This window comes from Pseudomonas palleroniana, from assembly GCF_003031675.1.
GTDB classification, from domain to species: domain Bacteria; phylum Pseudomonadota; class Gammaproteobacteria; order Pseudomonadales; family Pseudomonadaceae; genus Aquipseudomonas; species Aquipseudomonas palleroniana.
In genome coordinates this window covers 97,608-115,457 of record NZ_PYWX01000003.1, presented here as the reverse complement: position 1 = coordinate 115,457, position 17,850 = coordinate 97,608, and the positions used below count along the sequence as shown (strand labels likewise).

At 62.4% G+C, this 17,850-nt stretch carries 16 protein-coding genes; 11 read left to right on the top strand and 5 right to left on the bottom strand.

Annotated features, from left to right (window positions below):
- Positions 1-57: 57 nt before the first annotated feature.
- Entirely contained in the window at positions 58-2,202 is a 2,145-nt protein-coding gene (gene dinG, locus C9383_RS01045) for an ATP-dependent DNA helicase DinG (RefSeq protein WP_060753818.1), read from the bottom strand.
- Positions 2,203-2,301: 99 nt separating this feature from the next.
- Between dinG and C9383_RS01040 the strand changes: the two genes are divergently transcribed.
- Positions 2,302-2,766, top strand: coding sequence for a CopD family protein (locus C9383_RS01040; RefSeq protein ID WP_090366355.1), 465 nt, complete (start codon positions 2,302-2,304; stop codon positions 2,764-2,766).
- 123 nt (positions 2,767-2,889) lie between these two features.
- On the opposite strand, the gene C9383_RS01035 is transcribed toward C9383_RS01040, so the two are convergent.
- Complete coding sequence (locus C9383_RS01035) at positions 2,890-3,648, bottom strand: hypothetical protein (protein ID WP_060753820.1); 759 nt, start codon at positions 3,646-3,648, stop codon at positions 2,890-2,892.
- Between the two features lie 141 nt (positions 3,649-3,789).
- Positions 3,790-4,485: a PA1041 family peptidoglycan-binding anchor lipoprotein gene (locus tag C9383_RS01030; protein WP_090366357.1), complete on the bottom strand. Its 696-nt coding sequence runs from the start codon at positions 4,483-4,485 to the stop codon at positions 3,790-3,792.
- Positions 4,486-4,675: 190 nt separating this feature from the next.
- Between C9383_RS01030 and C9383_RS01025 the strand changes: the two genes are divergently transcribed.
- From C9383_RS01025 to C9383_RS01010, 4 genes are read left to right on the top strand one after another with little or no spacing between them, the layout of a single operon-like run.
- Positions 4,676-5,173, top strand: coding sequence for a DUF6231 family protein (locus C9383_RS01025; RefSeq protein WP_060753822.1), 498 nt, complete (start codon positions 4,676-4,678; stop codon positions 5,171-5,173).
- A gap of 4 nt (positions 5,174-5,177) precedes the next feature.
- A complete protein-coding gene (locus C9383_RS01020; RefSeq protein WP_090366358.1) occupies positions 5,178-5,648 on the top strand; it encodes a YchJ family protein in 471 nt (156 codons plus the stop codon).
- A gap of 21 nt (positions 5,649-5,669) precedes the next feature.
- A complete protein-coding gene (locus tag C9383_RS01015; RefSeq protein ID WP_060753824.1) occupies positions 5,670-6,152 on the top strand; it encodes an LEA/WHy family protein in 483 nt (160 codons plus the stop codon).
- A complete protein-coding gene (locus C9383_RS01010; protein WP_026136698.1) occupies positions 6,149-6,349 on the top strand; it encodes an SEC-C metal-binding domain-containing protein in 201 nt (66 codons plus the stop codon). Before C9383_RS01015 ends, C9383_RS01010 begins: the two co-directional genes overlap by 4 nt.
- A 149-nt stretch (positions 6,350-6,498) precedes the next feature.
- Here the strand turns inward: C9383_RS01010 and C9383_RS01005 are convergent, their stop codons facing one another.
- The gene (locus C9383_RS01005; protein ID WP_090366360.1) at positions 6,499-7,884 is read right to left on the bottom strand and encodes an ATP-binding protein; all 1,386 of its coding nucleotides are present in this window, start codon (positions 7,882-7,884) and stop codon (positions 6,499-6,501) included.
- On the bottom strand, positions 7,881-8,591 hold the full coding sequence (locus tag C9383_RS01000; protein WP_060753826.1) for a response regulator: 711 nt from the start codon (positions 8,589-8,591) through the stop codon (positions 7,881-7,883). Before C9383_RS01000 ends, C9383_RS01005 begins: the two co-directional genes overlap by 4 nt.
- Positions 8,592-8,789: 198 nt before the next feature.
- Here C9383_RS01000 and C9383_RS00995 point away from each other — a divergent pair, with 198 nt between their 5' ends.
- The 6 genes from C9383_RS00995 to C9383_RS00970 all read left to right on the top strand — a co-directional run bounded on the left by C9383_RS00995 (position 8,790) and on the right by C9383_RS00970 (position 17,683).
- The gene (locus C9383_RS00995) at positions 8,790-11,171 is read left to right on the top strand and encodes a TonB-dependent receptor (protein ID WP_090366361.1); all 2,382 of its coding nucleotides are present in this window, start codon (positions 8,790-8,792) and stop codon (positions 11,169-11,171) included.
- A gap of 25 nt (positions 11,172-11,196) precedes the next feature.
- Positions 11,197-12,324, top strand: coding sequence for an ABC transporter substrate-binding protein (locus C9383_RS00990; protein ID WP_090366363.1), 1,128 nt, complete (start codon positions 11,197-11,199; stop codon positions 12,322-12,324).
- A 130-nt stretch (positions 12,325-12,454) separates the two neighbouring features.
- Positions 12,455-13,513, top strand: coding sequence for a FecCD family ABC transporter permease (locus C9383_RS00985; RefSeq protein ID WP_090366364.1), 1,059 nt, complete (start codon positions 12,455-12,457; stop codon positions 13,511-13,513).
- Positions 13,510-14,295: an ABC transporter ATP-binding protein gene (locus C9383_RS00980; RefSeq protein WP_090366366.1), complete on the top strand. Its 786-nt coding sequence runs from the start codon at positions 13,510-13,512 to the stop codon at positions 14,293-14,295. The genes C9383_RS00985 and C9383_RS00980 overlap by 4 nt, the downstream gene beginning before the upstream one ends.
- A 106-nt stretch (positions 14,296-14,401) precedes the next feature.
- On the top strand, positions 14,402-15,046 hold the full coding sequence (locus tag C9383_RS00975) for a glutathione binding-like protein (RefSeq protein WP_090366367.1): 645 nt from the start codon (positions 14,402-14,404) through the stop codon (positions 15,044-15,046).
- A 195-nt stretch (positions 15,047-15,241) separates the two neighbouring features.
- Positions 15,242-17,683, top strand: a complete 2,442-nt coding sequence (locus C9383_RS00970) for a penicillin acylase family protein (protein ID WP_090366369.1) — start codon at positions 15,242-15,244, stop codon at positions 17,681-17,683.
- The last annotated feature ends 167 nt before the right edge of the window (positions 17,684-17,850 follow it).

Genomic DNA, 17,850 nt, shown 5'->3' with positions numbered 1-17,850 from the left:
ACTTAAATCGACAGCGACGACATAGACCACGAAATGGGCGAATTCGCCCACAGTGGCTTAAGAAATTTCGCGCCTGAATGGTGGCAAGGCATTCAGAATGGCCTTGCCGTAGCGCTGGGTGACCAGGCGACGGTCAAGCAAGGTGATGGTGCCCCGGTCCTGCTCCGTGCGCAGCAAGCGCCCGCAGGCCTGCACCAGTTTGAGGGAGGCATCCGGCACCGAGATTTCCATGAACGGGTTGCCGCCCCGGGCTTCGATCCATTCGGCCAGGGCCGCTTCAACCGGATCATCCGGCACCGAGAACGGGATCTTGGCGATGACCACGTGTTCGCAATAGGCGCCGGGCAAGTCCACGCCTTCGGCGAAACTGGCCAGGCCGAACAGCACGCTGGAATCGCCGCCATCGACCCGGGCCTTGTGTTTGTTCAGGGTTTCCTGCTTGGACAGGTTGCCCTGGATAAACACCTGCTTGCGCCAGTCACGGTCCAGGCCGTCGAACACATCCTGCATCTGTTTACGCGAGGAGAACAGCACCAGGGTGCCACGTGACCCCTCTACCAGTTCCGGCAGGTCACGGATGATCGCTGCCGTATGCCCCGCCGCATCCCGTGGGTCGGCCTTGAGGTCCGGCACCCGCAGCACACCCGCATCGGCGTGATGGAACGGGCTCGGCACCACTGCGGTGACGGCTTTTTTCGGCAGGCCGGCGCGCATGCGGAAGCGGTCGAAGGTGCCCAGGGCGGTCAGCGTGGCCGAGGTCACCAGGCAGCCGTAGGCCACGTTCCACAGGTTGCGGCGCAGCATTTCGGCGGCGAGGATGGGGCTTGCGTTGACCTCGATATCGAACAACGCGCCGCTTTCCGACAAGGTGAGCCAACGGGCCATGGGCGGGTTGTCTTCCGGGTCTTCGACGGTAAAGGCGGTCCATAACTCCCAGTTGCCCTGGGAACGGGACAACAGGCTGCCAAACAGGGGGTACCATTCTTCGGCCTGGTTGCTGGCGATCCCGATGTTGACCTCGCCATCCATCCCCTCCTTGAGCAAATCGGTCAGGCGGGTGAACAGGTCAGTCAGGCGTGAAAAGCCCTTTTTCAGTTCGATGCCCATTTCGCGCATATGCTCGGGGATCAACCCGCCGACAAAGCGATGGCGTGGGCGCTCGCGGCCCTCCACGTCTTCGCCGGGCTTGAAGTCGGCGACCTGTTCGCAGGCGCTGAACATGAATTGCTGCTGGGTCTTGATCTCCCGCGCCAGCTCCGGCACCTGTTCGATCAGCTTGCCCAGGTCGCCAGGCAACGGGTGCTGGGCCAGCAGCTTGGTGAGGTTCTTGGCGGTGGTTTCCAGCCAGTCGGCGGTGGAACGCAGGCGCGTGTAATGGGCGAAGTGGCCGATGGCCTTGTCCGGCAGGTGATGGCCTTCGTCGAAGACGTAGAGCGTGTCGCGCGGGTCCGGCAGCACGGCGCCGCCGCCCAGGGCCAGGTCGGCCAGGACCATGTCGTGGTTGGTGACGATCACATCGACCTTGCCCATTCCTTCGCGGGCCTTGTAGAAGGCGCACTGGCCGAAGTTGGGGCAATGACGGTTGGTGCACTGGCTGTGGTCGGTGGTCAGGCGTGCCCAGTCGGCGTCTTCCAGGGCGGTGGGCCAGCTGTCGCGGTCGCCGTCCCATTTGTTGCCGGCCAGTTTCTCGATCATGCTGGTAAACAGCTTCTGGCTGGCTTCATCGACTTCGATCTTGAAGCCTTCTTCTTCGAACAATTGCGCAGTGGCGGTTTGGGCATGGCCTTCCTGCAACAACACGTCGAGCTTGGACAGGCACATGTAGCGGCCACGCCCTTTGGCCAGGGCGAAGCTGAAGTTCAAGCCGCTGTTGCGCATCAGGTCGGGCAGGTCTTTGTAGACGATCTGTTCTTGCAGGGCGACGGTCGCGGTGGCGATCACCAGGCGCTTGCCGGCGGCCTTGGCGGTGGGGATCGCAGCCAGGCTGTAGGCGACGGTCTTGCCGGTACCGGTTCCGGCCTCGACGGCCACGACCGCAGGCTCACCTTCGCGGCGGCCTTCGTCGTCGGTGTCGATATCCCCGAGGACCTTGGCCACTTCGGCGATCATCAGGCGCTGCCCGTACCGCGGTTTCAAGCTCTTGGCTTCGAGAAAACGCGAATAGGCGCCCTGGATCGTGGTTTTGAGTTCAGTGCTGATCATGAATAGTCGGGCGCAAAAAACGCTGGATAAATTTTCAGTGGTTCGGATCGGCCGCTATCATAACCCGCTAATTAATCCCGCGCAGAACGGAGTACCACAATGACCGTGTTTAGCCTCGCTTATACCCTGCATGTATTGGCCGCCCTGATCTGGGTAGGCGGTATGTTTTTCGCCTGGATGATCCTGCGCCCCGCCGCCATGGCGGCACTTGAGGGCCCCGCCCGGCTCAAGTTGTGGGCAAATGTGTTTCAACGTTTTTTTGTGTGGGTCTGGGTCGCGGTGCTGGTTTTGCCGATCAGCGGTATCGGCCTGCTGCAACTGCGCTTCAACGGCTTTGAGACGGCGCCGCGCTATGTGCAGGTGATGATGGGGTTGTACCTGGTGATGACGGCACTGTTTATCCGTATCCAGGCACTGAAGCTACCGTCATTGCGCGCGGCGGTGGCCGCTGATGACTGGCCGGCGGGCGCAGCGGTGTTGGGGCAGATCCGCAGGCTGGTGGGCATCAACCTGATCGTCGGGTTGGTGGTAGTGGCGATCGCTTCGGCCCGGCCGCTCCTGTAGTGAGCGGGCTTGCCCGCGCTGGGCGGCGAAGCCGCCCTAAAACCAGACACCTCGGTCTCTCTGAAACACCGCGGCGTTCTTATTGGGGCGGCTTCGCCCCCCAGCGCGGGGCAAGCCCGCTCACTACAGGCGTTGGATGGTGACGGTACCTGCGGGCCCGGCCGGCCCCGGCTGGCCTTCCAGCCCTGGCCGGCCCTTGTCGCCACCCTCGGCGCGGTACACCAGGCAGCCTTTGGCTTGCCCACCTTTGCCGGGTTTGCCTGCCGTACCGGCCGCGCCACCCGCCCCGCCATCCACCCAGACCTTGATCTGTTGCGCCGGGTAGCTTTGCGGCAGCTCCACTCGCACCTGCGCACCCGCCGCACCCGGCAGGCCATCGCCACCGTTATCACCGTTGGCCCCGCGCCCGGCCGAACCCCAGGTACAACCTGGGTCTACGCCGTTGGCGCCATCCAGGCCGGCATAGCCCTGGGCTCCAGCGCCACCCCGCGCATCCACCGACAACTCGTCGGCGGTCAAGGCATCGATGCGCAAGGTCAGGTCACGCCCCGCCTTGGCAGGGCGCTCATGGGTGCCGGGGGCGCCGCGCGAAGTGATCTGGCTGCCATGCTCCAGTTGCGCGTGGCGTACCTGCAATTGCAACCCTGTATTGCCCGGGGCGATGGCGATACGGGCCTCACGCCCCAAGTGCAGTTCATCTACCGAGACCTGGCTGATAGAGGGCGGAATCAATAGCGTGCCGTAGTCCGCCACACTCAAGCGCTCCAGCTGTAAAACGCTGGTGCTGCTGGGCAGACGCATCAAGGAATTGGTTTCGACGCTGACGCTCTGGGCCAGAGCAATGGGGCTGGCCAACAAGGCCAACAGGAAAACCTTACGCATGAATGGCCTTCTTATTTTGTGCATGGACGGACGCACAGTAACGACTTCTACAGGCGATATGCCAGTGAAGGATAAAAAAAGCCGTGATTTCGACGAAGATCGCCAGCCAGGCCCCTGTGGTTGACACAGGGGCCTGGGCTGTCAGCGGTTGATCTGGATTTCCACGCGGCGGTTCAAAGCGCGGCCTTCAGCGGTTTTGTTGTCGGCCACCGGATGGCTTTCACCGGCACCGCTCACCGAGACGAAATTGCTGCGCGGCACGCCCTGGCTGATCAAGTACTCGACGACCGAATGTGCGCGTTTCTCCGAGAGTTTCTGGTTATAGGCGTCTTTGCCGACACTGTCGGTATGCCCGCTGACGCGCAGTTGCGCACCAGGCGCTTCTTTTTTCAGGCGAGTGGCAATGACATCCAGCTTGGTTTTGTCCGCAGCGGTCAGCTTGGCCGAATCGAACTGGAAGTGCACATCACGGATCACGATGGTTTCTTCCTTGACGACGACCACCTCCTCCACCACCGCCGGCTGCACGACAGGCGGGCAGCCATTGGCATCGACCTGTACGCCTTTAGGTGTGCCCGGGCACTTGTCGCGGCTGTCCGGCACCCCATCGCCATCTTCGTCGCCATCGCCGTGCACCCAGCAATAGGCACCTGCCATGCCGCCGACCAGCAGCGCGCCATAGCCTGCGTAGGCCGAGCTTTCAGTTGCACCGATCGCCGCACCGGTCACGCCACCGACGGCGGCACAGGTGGGCCAATCGGTTTTTTGCAAGCCTGCGCAACCTGTCAATACTCCGGTTAGCAGAACCAAGGATAGAGCTGTCCGCATGATGCTCATCTGATTTCTCCTGAGGGGATCGGCGGGGGCCGATGGGTGGAGTAAAGACGGCTCTTTTCATCTGCGCCAGTACGCCACACCCCCGTATTCATTGAAGATCGGCGCAGTTGCTCGGGTTTTCGCGCTCACCCGCTCTAGGCCCGCACGCTCAGCCGCGCTAGTCTCTACAGTCCTGATGTGAGGATCTGTGATGACCGCCGGTATTTCTTCTCGTACACCCCAGCAAGCCTTGGCTGCCCTGCTTGACCTGCATGCTCCGAAACGCCTGCTGCTATTGGGGGCCAGCCAGTTGCCGGCGCTGGACGCCTTCAAGCAGGCGCATCCCGATACCCAGGTGTTTTGCGCCGCTCCAGGGCCATTGCCGCCAGAGCTGGCCGCGCAGCGGTTTGACCTGGCCCTGGTGGTCGACTGCCTGGAGCACCTGTCAAAACCGCAGGGCCTGACCCTGCTCGGAGGCATTCGCAACCTCAATGCCAGCCGTATTGTGGTGCTGGTGGATCTGAGCGTCTGCGGCTGGAAAGAAACCGACTTCTTCTCCCTGGCCCTGCAGGCCGGCGAGCGGTTCCAGCGCGACGAGCAGGTGCTGACGCTGTTCACCTATGATCTGCTTGACTATAAACAGGTGCCGGACTGGCTCAACGCCCGCTTCTGGGCCAACCCGGAAAACTTCGGAAAGTATTGGTGGTAACCCTATGAGCACATCCATTTGCCCTTGCGGCAGCGGCAACCTGCTGGATGCCTGCTGCGGCCACTATCACGCAGGTCATCCGGCGCCTTGCGCCACCGCGCTGATGCGTTCGCGCTACAGCGCCTATGTGCTGGGCCTGGTGGATTACCTGGTGGCCACCACCCTGCCCGCGCAACAGGCCGGCCTGGACCGCGCGGCCATCGCCGCCTGGAGTGCCCAGAGCACCTGGCTGGGCCTCGAAGTGGAAAACTCCGAGGTGTTTGGCGGCCAACCGGAACACGCCTTCGTGACCTTTACGGCACGCTGGCATGACAGCGCCGGCGAACACAGCCACCGTGAGCAATCTTCTTTCGTACAGAACGAGGGACGCTGGTACTTCATCGATCCGACAGTTGAGGTGAAGGCCGGGCGTAATGATGTATGTTTGTGCGGCAGCGGACAGAAGTTCAAGAAGTGTTGCGCAAGCTACCTTTAATCACCTGACAGGGATAACGCCATGCTTCGGATTTACAGCTTGATGCTGGCGTTGACCCTGGGGCTCACCGGCTGTGCCTCGTGGTTCGAGGACGACGCACCACCGCCCCATGTGGCCTTGGTAAAAGTCGAGGTGGTGCGCGCCAAGTTGCTGGAACAGAAGTTCAAACTGTACTTTCGCGTGGACAACCGTGATGACGCCGACCTGACGGTGCGCGGCCTGGTCTACAAGGTCACCCTGGGCAACTTCGTGCTGACCGAAGGCGAATCCAACGAATGGCTGACCGTACCGCCACGCAGCCACAGTTTTTTCCGGGTGACGGTGCGCACCAACCTCTGGCCGCAGGTTCGTGATGTGGTGCAGATGTTGAAAAACCCTACCAAACCCGTGCCCTATCGGCTGGAGGGCGAGTTGAAAACCGGATTATTCATCGGTAATGACGTGCAGGTGGCCCACAATGGCGAGATAATACCCGGCGATTTTATTCCGGAGCGACATCGATGACCCAGCAACCCCATGTCCATGGTCCTGACTGCAACCACGATCACGATCACCATGATCACGACCACGGCCATGTCCACGGCCCGAACTGCGGCCACGCCCACCAGGAACCGGTACGCAACGCCTTGAAGGACGTGGGTCGCAACGACCCTTGCCCGTGCGGCAGCGCGAAGAAATTCAAGAAGTGCCACGGCGCGTAAGCGATTTCCCCTGGCGCCGGCCACACTGAAGATCCAAATGTGGGAGGGGGCTTGCCCCCGATTGCGGAGTGTCAGTCACAGTATCGGCTGACAGACCTGCCGCTATCGGGAGCAAGCCCCCTCCCACAGGTTTGATCGCATGCCGAATTTCAGGATTTGCGCTGAAATAGCAGTTCCACTTCAAGCCCCCCACCCTCGCGGTTTTTCAAGCTCAGCCGCCCCTCATGCGCCCGAGCAATCGTGTGCGCAATGCTCAACCCCAACCCATAGCCACCGGTTTGGGCATTGCGTGAGCCTTCCACGCGATAGAACGGCTCCATCACCTGTGCCAGCTGCTCCTCGGGAATTCCCGGCCCACGGTCGCGAATAATGATCTTCAAGCTGTCCGCCTGGTCCTCGACCCGTACCACCACCTCTTGGCCATAGCGCACGGCGTTTTCCAGCAGGTTCTGCACACAGCGTTTCAGGCTGCGGGCATAACCGGGCAGTGGCTGTTTCGCACGACCTTCAAGGGTCACGCTTTCCCCCACATCCTGCAGGTCCGCCTGCAAGCTTTGCAGCAACGCATTGATGTCGATGTTCTGCCGCGCCTCGTTGATTTCGCCGCTGCTGACGAAATCCAGGGTACTGGCCACCATGTGCTCCATTTCTTCCAGGTCGGCGCGAAAACGCTCGCGGGTGCGGGTGTCGTCGAGCATTTCCGTGCGCAGGCGCAGGCGTGTGATCGGCGAACGCAAGTCGTGGGAAATGGCCGCGAGAAAGCGCGTGCGTTCGGCGATATTGGCAATCAGGCGTTGCTGCATGGCGTTGAAGGCCTGGGCCGCCCGACGCACTTCCGTCGGGCCATCCAGCGATAACGGCGGCCGCTGGATGTCGCGGCCCAGCGCCTCAGCGGCCTTGGCCAACGCATTGAGCGGGCGGATCGCCAGGCGTACCGCCACCAGGGCAATCACGACCAGCACCACTACCCGCAGCAAATAGATACGCATCACGTAGTCGAACAGCAGGTCCAGGGGCGATGTGCTCGTCCAGCCTTGTTCCTCGCTGGCGTCCACTTGCAGCCAGCGCCCATCGGGCAGGCGCAGGTCGATCAGAAACTGCCCCACCACCGGCCGGGAACCGAGCAGCGTGGAAAGCCCCGCCGTTTGCCCGTCACCATCGACCAGCGACAGGCGCAGCAGATTCAAGGTTGGTGCAGAGCCGGTTTTTTCCGACAGGACTTTCTTGATCAAGCGTTCGGTGGGCAAGTCGCTGTCGGTCAGGGTGCTGACCGTATCGCTGGCATGCTCGCTGAGCGTGAGATGAAAGTGCGGGCTGTCGAACAACTGGACCAGTTGATCGGCCTGCGGCGGGTCTCTGTGCACCAGCCGCACCACATCCGCCAGCCGCGTCGCGATCAGCCGCGCCGGAATTTCCAGCACCTGGCCGTGGCGCCGGTCGTACCAGATGCTACTGGTCAGGGCCTGGGCCGCGAGCATGCCGCTGACCAGAATCAGCACCAGCCGTCCGAACAACGAGCGCGGCAGCAGCCTCACGACTCCAATACCACATCTTCGGCGGTGAGCATGTAACCCTCGTTGCGCACGGTCTTGATCAACCCCGCCGGCAATTGCGAGCGCAGGCGGCTGACGCACACATCGATAGAACGGTCGAACGGCGTACTGTCCTTGTCGAACACATGGTTGAGCAGGAAGTCGCGGCTCAATGGACGATTGGGGTGCTGCAACAGCAGGCGCAACACGCGGTAGTCCGAATTGCCCAGGCTCACCACCACGCCCTGCGGCGACAACAATTGCCGCGCCCGCGTGTCGAGCTGCCAGCCGGCGAAACGAATGCTCGGCGCCTCATCCAGGCGCGCACGGTCCGGGAAGCTCTGCACCCGGCGCAACACCACCTTGATCCGCACCAGCAACTCACGGGGGTCGAACGGTTTGGGCAGATAGTCGTCGGCGCCGATTTCCAGGCCGACGATGCGGTCGATCAACGAGCCCTTGGCGGTGAGCATGACCACCGGCGTGTTGGAACTCACCCGCAGTTCGCGACACAGGCTCAGGCCGTCTTCACCGGGCAGCATCAGGTCGAGCACGATCAAGTCGATGACACTCAGCGCCAGGCGGCGGCGCATTTCCTTGCCATCGGCGGCCGTGGACACCTGGAAACCGGCGTCGCTGAGGTACTCGCAAAGCAGCTGGCGGATCTGCGGGTCATCATCAACGATTAGTAGGTGGTCTTGCTTGGCCATGGGCAGTCAGTCCGAAAATACTCAAAGCGCAGGAAATAGCCGAAAGTTCAGCCGGCCGCACACGCAAATGTAATGGAATGTTGTGGGCAGCAATAATCGCGCATCAGCGATACAAAGCCACGGTCCCGCATCGGGAAGCGGTCTTTAGACTAACGAATCTAAATGAGATTAATTGTAATTTAGTTCGGGCCGCTCTGAATGACTTTGCCTACTCCCCAGCGTCACCCTTTGCACTCTACCCTCGCACCGATGTTCGGCCTGCTGGCCGCCGGCAGTGTCACGCCGACGGCGTGGGCCGATGCAACCGCCGCAACACCCCAGGATTCGGTATTGAACCTGCCGCAAATCAAGATCGACGGCGAAGCCTCCTCGACCTTCAAGGTGGACCGGGTCACCTCCGCCAAGATCAGCCAGCCACTGCTGGACGCGCCGCAAAGCGTGACCATCGTGCCGCAGCAGGTGCTCAAGGAGCAGAACGCGCAAACCCTGCAGGAAGTGCTGCGCAACGTGCCGGGCATTACGTTCATGTCCGGTGAAGGCAACCTGGGCTGGGGCGATCTGTTTTCAATCCGGGGGTTTTCCTCGGAGCAGAGCCTGACCGTCGACGGCGTGCGCGATGCGGGCATGTCGACCCGCACCGACACCTTCAACCTGCAACAGGCCGAAGTGTTCAAGGGCACCGGCTCCATCGAGTCCGGGGTTTCCGCCGTGGGCGGCAGCGTCAACCTGGTCAGTAAAGAAGCGCACTTGGGCGACGCCAATAAAGTCTCGGCCGGAATCGGCACCGACAGCTACCGTCGCCTCACCGCCGACCTCAATAAGCAGCTGACCGATACCAGCGCGGTACGCATCAACCTGATGAAGCATTACAACCAGGTCGCAGAACGCGACGACGTGGACTACGACCGCTGGGGGATCGCAACGTCCTTCGGTTTCGGCCTGGGCACCGACACGCGCTTTTTCGTCGACACCTTCTATCAGAAAGACACCAACACTCCCGACGGTGGCGTGCCGATCCAGCGTGGCACCGACGGCCACCGCATGCCCGGGGTGAAACGCTCCAACTGGTACGGTGACTCCAGCCTGTATACCCAAGAGAACGAAACCACCTCGCTGACCGCCCGCTTCGAACACGACTTGGACTGGCACGACGCCAACCTGCGCAACCAGACACGCTGGGAGCGCAGCGACAACTTCGCAGTACTCTCCCCGGCGCGCTTCTTCGCCGCCGATGCCAACGCTAAAAAAACCTGCACCGGCACTCGCTGTGCAACCTTGGGCTATACCGGCGCAGGCCCGATCAGCCAGGTACCGGGCAGCACGGTCAATGCTTACACCGACTACTTGAACAACAGCAACACCGGCTACGGCATCCTGCGCGGCAGCGACTTCGGTTTGTCCAAGCGCTACACCATCCTGGATAACCAGACCGACTTCAGCTTCACGTTCAACACCGGCAGCCTGCAACACGCCGTGGTATCGGGCCTGGAGTTCTATCACGAGACCTACGGCGGCCTGAAACGCAACGCGGAGGTGCCGGCCGGCGACCTGTTCTTCGACATGAACAACCCCAGCCATAGCTTTGCCAGCAGCTACGTCACCAAGGGCGAAGGCGACCCACGTTCGGTGATCGACAACGCCGGTGCCTACCTGGGCGACACCGTCACCCTCAATGAACAGTGGCAAGTCCTGGGTTCGCTGCGCTACGACCATTGGCGCGCCCAGACCCGCCAACGCGGCCAGGCCACGATCAGCAGCACCGACGGTGCCGTCAGCGGCCGGGTCGGCGCGGTTTACAAGCCGGTGCCTAACGCCAGCGTCTACGTGTCCTACAGCGAGGCCGCGCAACCTTCGGCGCTGGGAGCCTCCACCAACAACCAGATCTACGGCGCTGCCAGCACCCGCAACTACAGCCCGGCGAAGTCGAAAACCTATGAAATAGGCACCAAGTGGGACATTGCCCACGACATGCTCAATGTCACGGCAGCGATTTTTCGCACCGAACTGGACAACGCCTGGGAATACCAGGACGGCGAATCGGCCCCGGTGCGCGCCCTGCCCGCCAAGCGCGTGGACGGCATAGAACTAGGCCTGCAAGGCAATATCACTCCGCGCTGGACTGCGTATGCCGGCTTCTCGGCGCTCAAGAGCACCCAGACCAAAGGCATCAACAAAGGCGCCGAAGCCAAGAACGTCCCCGACCTGACCGCCAACCTGTGGACCACCTACGCCGTCACCGACGCCCTGAGCCTGAGCTTCGGCGAGCAATACGTGGGCCGGCGCCGCTACAGCGACAACCAGTACGTCGGCGGTTTGAACAACAACAGCAGCTACGCCAATGGCCCGTCCGGGGTGTATGCGATCTACACCCGCGACCACGAGAAAGCGCCCGGTTACTGGCTGAGTAACCTGGCGGCGCAATACAAGGTGAACAAGGACACCACGGTCAACCTCAACCTCAACAACCTGTTCAACACATTCTATTACAGCCAGGTCGGCGCCTCCCTCGACGGCTTCCAGCTCTACGGCATCCCGGGCGCCGGACGCACCCTCACCGCCAGTGTTGATTATGAATTCTGACTTTCCCCTTCCAGGAGCCCTTGCCATGTTGCAGCCCCGCCACCTGTTCAAACTCGGCGTGTTGTGCGCCGCGCTGCTCTTCGGCCACGCCGAAACCGCCGCCGCCCATGAGGTCACTGACGTGCTCGGCCGCAAGGTCGAGGTGAAGGATGACGTCCGGCGCGTGGTGCTCGGCGAAGGCCGGCTGATTTCAGCCTTTGCCTTGCTCGACCAGGACGCGCCATTCCAGCGCATCGTGGGCTGGCAGAATGACCTGCGCCTGCTCGACCAGCACACCTACAACGCCTATGTCGCGAAGTTTCCATCAGTTAAAAACATCCCGTTGATCGGGCAAGCCTCAGAGCAGAGCGTCAGCGCCGAAGAAATTCTTTCGCTCAAACCCGACCTGGCGGTGTTCAGCATCTCCGGGCACGGCCCCACCGAGCACAGCCCGGTGGCGGATGTACTGGCCAAGGCCGGTATCCCGGTAGTGTTCGTCGACTTTCGCCTCAACCCGGTCCAAGGCACGCACACCAGCATGACCGCCCTGGGCCAAGCCCTTGGCCGTGAGCCCCAGGCGCAAGCGTTCCTGAATTTTTATGATCAGCACCTCAAGGCCATCACCGATGCCGTCGCCACCCTGCCCGCCGGCCCACGCCCCAGTGTCTTCCTCGAGTTGCTGGCCGGCGTGTGGCAGGCACCAGGGCATACCACCGGCAAGAGCGGCATGGGCGAACTGATCAGTTTGGTCGGCGGACGCAATATTGCCGCCGGCGTGGTGCCGGGCGCACTGGGCGATATCAGTGTGGAATATGCCCTCAAGGCGGACCCGGATGTGTATATCGCCACCGGCAACCGCCAGCCTGGCCTGATCCTGGGTGCGGGCGTAAGCCATGACGAAGCACGCGCGGGGCTCGAACGCGTATTGGCGCGTCCGGAATTCGCCAACCTGCGGGCCATCCGCGAGGGCAATGCCCACGGCTTGTGGCATGACTTCTACAACTCGCCGTACAACCTGCTGGCCATTGAAGCCCTGGCCAAATGGATTCATCCAGCGTTGTTCGCCAAGCTCGACCCGCAAGCGACCATGGACCAGATCAACCAGCAGTTCCTGAAGATGCCACTGCAAGGCGCCTACTGGATCGACGCAAAAACGTCCGTAGAAACCCAGTAACCATTGTGGGAGGGGGCTTGCTCCCGATGGCGGTGTGTCAGCCACAGATTGCTTCACTGACATACCGCCATCGGGAGCAAGCCCCCTCCCACCGTTGGATTTTCATCGTGTTCAATAGTGTGTGAGCCCCATGACCAAACAAACCCTTGACCTCGCCAGCGCCACCCACGGCTATCGCCGTCTGCTGGCACGGCGCGCCTGGCTGCTGGCGCTGCTCGGTACGGCGCTGGCCTGCGCGATTCTGGTGGACCTGGCGAGCGGTCCGTCGGGTATGGGCCTGCTGGCCCTGCTGGATGGCATCCTGCACCCGTCCCACCTGAGCGCCACCGACCAAGTGATCATCTGGAACGTGCGCCTGCCCTACGCACTGATGGCGGTACTGGTCGGTTGCGCGTTGTCCCTGGCCGGAGCCGAGATGCAGGCCATCCTGAACAATCCGCTGGCCAGCCCGTTTACGCTAGGTGTGTCCTCGGCGGCGGCGCTGGGAGCATCGTTGGTCATCGTGTTTCCGGTGACCACGGTGTGGGTGTCGGCCAATACGGCGATTTCCATATCGGCCTTTATCTTCGCCGCCGCCTCGGTGTTTCTGCTGCAAGCCATGTCACGCCTGCGCGGGGCCGGTGTTGAAAGCCTGGTGTTGTTCGGCATCGCGCTGGTGTTCAGTTGTAACGCCGTGGTGGCCTTGCTGCAGCTGGTCGCCACCGAAGACGTACTGCAACAACTGGTGTTCTGGACCCTGGGCAGCGTGACGCGGGCCAACTGGGACAAACTCGGCATCCTGGCGCTGGTGGTGGCGGCGGTGTTGCCGTTCTCCTTCGCCGCCGCTGCACGCCTGACCCTGCTGCGCATGGGCGAAGACCGCGCACAAAGCTTTGGCGTGGACGTGAAACGCCTGCGGTTTTTCTCGTTGCTGCGCATCAGCCTGCTGTCAGCCACCGCCGTGGCGTTTGTCGGCACCATCGGCTTTATCGGCCTGGTCGGCCCGCATATCGCAAGGATTCTGGTCGGCGAAGACCAGCGCTTCCTGCTGCCCGCCAGCGCCTTGACCGGCGCCTTGTTGCTGTCGCTGTCGTCGATCGCCAGCAAATGGCTCATGCCCGGCGTGATCGTACCGGTGGGCATCGTCACCGCCCTGGTGGGTGTGCCGATTTTCGTGGTGTTGGTGTTCAAGCGCGGGAGGCAGTTATGAGTGAAGGTTTAACCGTACAGCACGCCAATGTCAGCTACGGACGTCGGCAGATTGTGCATGACCTCAGTTTGCCCACCTTGCCCCACGGCAGCCTGACCGCCTTGATCGGCCCCAACGGCGCGGGCAAATCGACATTGCTGCGGGCTGTGGCCGGGCTGGAGAAGATGCACGGTGTCGTACGCCTGGGCGACCTCGACCTGTCGGCCATGTCCGTGGGCGAGCGTGCCCGCCGGGTGACCTACATGCCGCAAAACCTGCCGCCGGGCCTGAGCCTCAGCGTGATGGAAAGCGTGATCGCAGCCCTGCGCGTGGCGCGTGTGGACGGCATTCCCCTGTCCAGCGAAGCCTGCCTGCGCGAGGCTTTCGAGGCGCTACGGCGCATCGGTATCGCGCATTTGGCCGATCAGTGGTTGAGCACGTTGTCCGGCGGCCAGCGCCAATTGGTCAGCCTCGCCCAGCTCATCGCCCGTCGCCCCCAGGTCATGTTGCTCGACGAACCCACCAGCGCCCTCGACCTCAACTACCAATTGAAAGTCATGGACTGCGTGCGTGGGCTGGTGCGCGAACACCAGTTGATCGCGGTGGTGGTGCTGCACGACATCAACCTTGCCGCACGCTTCGCCGACCATATCGCCGTGCTCCGCCAAGGTCGGTTATACGCCAGCGGCGCAGCGGATCAGGTGTTGGACCCACTGATGTTCGCCGAGGTGTATGGCGTGCAGGCGCGCATCGAGCGCTGTTCGCAGCAGTCGTTGCAAGTGTTGGTGGACAGCGCAGTGTGAAAACTCTCTAAGGATATGCGCAAATGTTTCATTGAGTTTTCGTACACCGAACGTTACCTATACCTACAGGCATTCGCTCAAGCATCACCACTTCTTGGAGAGCTTCATGATCGACCTGTATTACTGGACTACCCCCAACGGCCACAAAGTCTCGTTGTTCCTGGAAGAAGCCGGCCTGCCCTACACGGTGCACCCGATCAACATCGGCCAGGGCGAGCAGTTCAAGCCGGACTTCTTGAAGATCGCTCCCAACAACCGCATCCCCGCCATCGTCGATCACACCCCGACCGACGGTGGCGCGCCGCTTTCGCTGTTTGAATCAGGCGCCATCCTGCTGTACCTCGCGGAAAAAACCGGCCAGTTCATTCCCCGTGATCTACGCGGCCGTCAGGAAACCTTGCAGTGGCTGTTCTGGCAAATGGGCGGACTCGGGCCGATGGCAGGGCAAAATCACCATTTCAGCCAGTTCGCAGCCGAGAAGATTCCCTATGCGATCAAGCGTTATGTCGATGAAACCGCCCGCCTCTATGGCGTGCTGGACCGGCGCCTGGCCGACCGAGCCTTTGTGGCGGGCGAGGACTACAGCATCGCCGACATGGCAATCTACCCGTGGATCGCTTCCTACCAGCGGCAGAGTCAGCGCCTGGAAGACTTCCCCCACGTGCAGCGCTGGTTCAACACCATCAAGGCGCGGCCGGCGACCGTTCGGGCCTATGAACTGGTGCAAAAGGTCAACCCGCCCCAGTCCTGATTTAAAGCCCTATACAGCCTGAATATGGAAGGGAGCTTGCCCCCGATGGTGGGCCAGTCACAGATTTATTAACTGGCAGTCCGCTATCGGGGGCAAGCCCCCTCCCACATTAGTTTTGCGCTCCCGCTTGCGTCGTTTCGCCGCGCTCACTAACGTAGCGCCTTTACTGACGCTACCCCCCGCAGGAGCTTTGCCATGGCCTCGCCAGCCTTCTCACATTTTCTTCCCCGGTTCGGCGTTGCCGCGGCAGTGGCCAGTGCATTAAGCCTGGCCGGTTGCCAACTCCAGAGCACCCAGGACACGTTGCCGCCGGTCACCGGTGTGCAGCCGATCAAGGGGCTCGCGCAGAATGTGTCGGTACGCCGCAATGCCCAAGGCATGCCGCTGATCGAAAGCAACACCTTTCATGACGCGCTGTTCAGCCTGGGCTACGTGCACGCCGGCGACCGCATCACGCAGATGGTCACGTTGCGCCTGCTGGCCCAGGGCCGACTGGCGGAAATGTCCGGCCCTGAAGTGCTGGATGTCGACCGCTTCATGCGTGCGGCCAACCTGAAAAAAAGCGCCGGTGAGCTGTACAACGCCTCATCGCCGCGCCTGAAGCGCTTCTTCGAAGTGTATGCCCGCGGCGTCAACGCCTACCTGTTCCGCTACCGCGACAAGCTGCCGCCCGACCTGGCCCAGACGGGTTACAAGCCCGAGTACTGGAAGCCGGAGGACTCGGCGCTGTTGTTCTGCCTGCTGAATTTCAGCGAGTCGAGCAACCTGCAGGAAGAACTGTCGTCCCTGGTGCTGGCGCAAAAAGTCGGCGTCGACAAACTCGCCTGGCTCATTCCAAGCGCGCCGGATGAGGCGATCCCGACGGCAGAAGCCGAGAAACTCAAGGGGCTGAACCTCAGCCAGATCACCGGCCTCGCCGGCCTGGATGCGGTCAGCCAGCAGTTGGGTAGCCTGAATGCACTGGGCGTCACCACCTCCAATAATTGGGCGATTGGCCCCCAGCGCAGCCGCAGCGGTAAAAGTCTGCTGGCCGGCGACCTGGCGGCCCAGCCGCAAGCTCCCTCGGCGTGGAGCTACGTGCAGATCCGTGCGCCGAAATACCAGGCCGTCGGCGCCTCGATTGCCGGCCTGCCGACGCTGCTGTCCGGCTTCAACGGCAAAGTCGCATGGAGCATGAGCGCGGTGAAAGGCGACACCCAGGACCTGTTCCTGGAAAAGGTCAAACGCCAAGGCAGCGCGTTGTACTACGAGAGCAACGGCAAATGGCTGCCGGCAGGCGTGCGCAACGAAACCTTCTTCGCCAAGGGTCAGCGGCCGATTCGCGAAGTGGTGTATGAAACGCGTCACGGTGCCCTGCTCAACAGCAGCCAGGCGCTGACCAGCGGTTTCGGGCTGGCCCTGCAAACCGCCGATCTCAAGGACGACAAGAGCCTGGACGCGTTCTTCGACCTGTCCCGCGCACAGAACGCCGGCAAGGCCTCGGACGCCACCCGTGAAATCCGCGCCATTGCGCTGAACATGATCTTCGCCGACGCCAGCAACATCGGCTGGCAAGTGACCGGCCGCTTCCCCAACCGTCGCGAAGGCGAAGGCTTGCTGCCTTCACCGGGCTGGGATGCGCGTTTTGACTGGGACGGCTACGCCGATGCGATGCTGCACCCCTATGACCAGGACCCGCCTCAAGGCTGGATCGGCACGGCCAACCAGCGCACCGCGCCGCGCGGCTACGGCATGCAATTGTCCAATTCGTGGGATGCACCGGAACGCAGCGAGCGCCTGGCACAACTGGCCAACGCCGGCAAGCATGACAGCCGCAGCATGATCGCCATGCAGTACGACCAGACCACCACCTTTGCCGCCAAGCTCAAGACCCTATTCCAGGCACCGGGCATGGCCCAGCCGCTGAAGCAGGCCATTGACGCGCTACCCGCCGCCGAGCGGGCCAAGGCACGCGAAGCGCTGGATCGCCTGATGGCCTTCGATGGGCGCCTCACGTCCAGCTCCGCCGACGCGGCGATCTATGAACTGTTCCTGCAGGAAAGCGCCAAGCAGATCTTCCTCGACAAGCTCGGCCCGGAAAACAGCGCCACCTGGAAAGCCTTCGTCAGCAACGCCGGCCTGTCTTACTCCGCCACGGCCGACCACTTGCTGGGCCGCGAAGACAGCCCGTTCTGGGATGACACGCGCACGGCGCAAAAAGAAGATAAACCGGCCATTCTCGCCCGCAGCCTCGCCGCTGCGATCAGCGCCGGCGACAGCCTGCTGGGTGGCGATCACAAAGCCTGGCAATGGGGCAAGTTGCACAGCACCACCTGGAAAAACACCCAAGGCCAAGTGATTCGCGGCCCGCTGGCCAGTGGTGGCGACCACAACACCTTGAACCCGGCGCCGTACAGCTGGGGGCAGGACTTCAACACCACCCAGGTGCCGGCGCTGCGCATGATCGTCGACTTCGGCCAGGCGGAACCGATGATGGGTCAAGGCGGCATCGGCCAGTCCGGCAACCCGGCCAGCCCGAACTATGCCAATGGCATCGACGCGTCGCTCAAGGCGCAATACCTGAGCTTCCCGATGCAACCGCAGAACTTTGACAAGGCCTATGGCAAGACCCGCCTGACCCTCACCCCCGCCAAATAGGTAGTGAGCGGGCTCGCCCCGCGCTGGGCGGCGCAGCCGCCCCAACAAGGACGCTGCGGTGTTTCAGAAAGACCGTGGTGTCTGAGTTTAGGGCGGCTTCGCCCCCCCAGCGCGGGGCAAGCCCGCTCACTACAATAATCGAACTTCTCACGTCCCGGCCGCCTCCT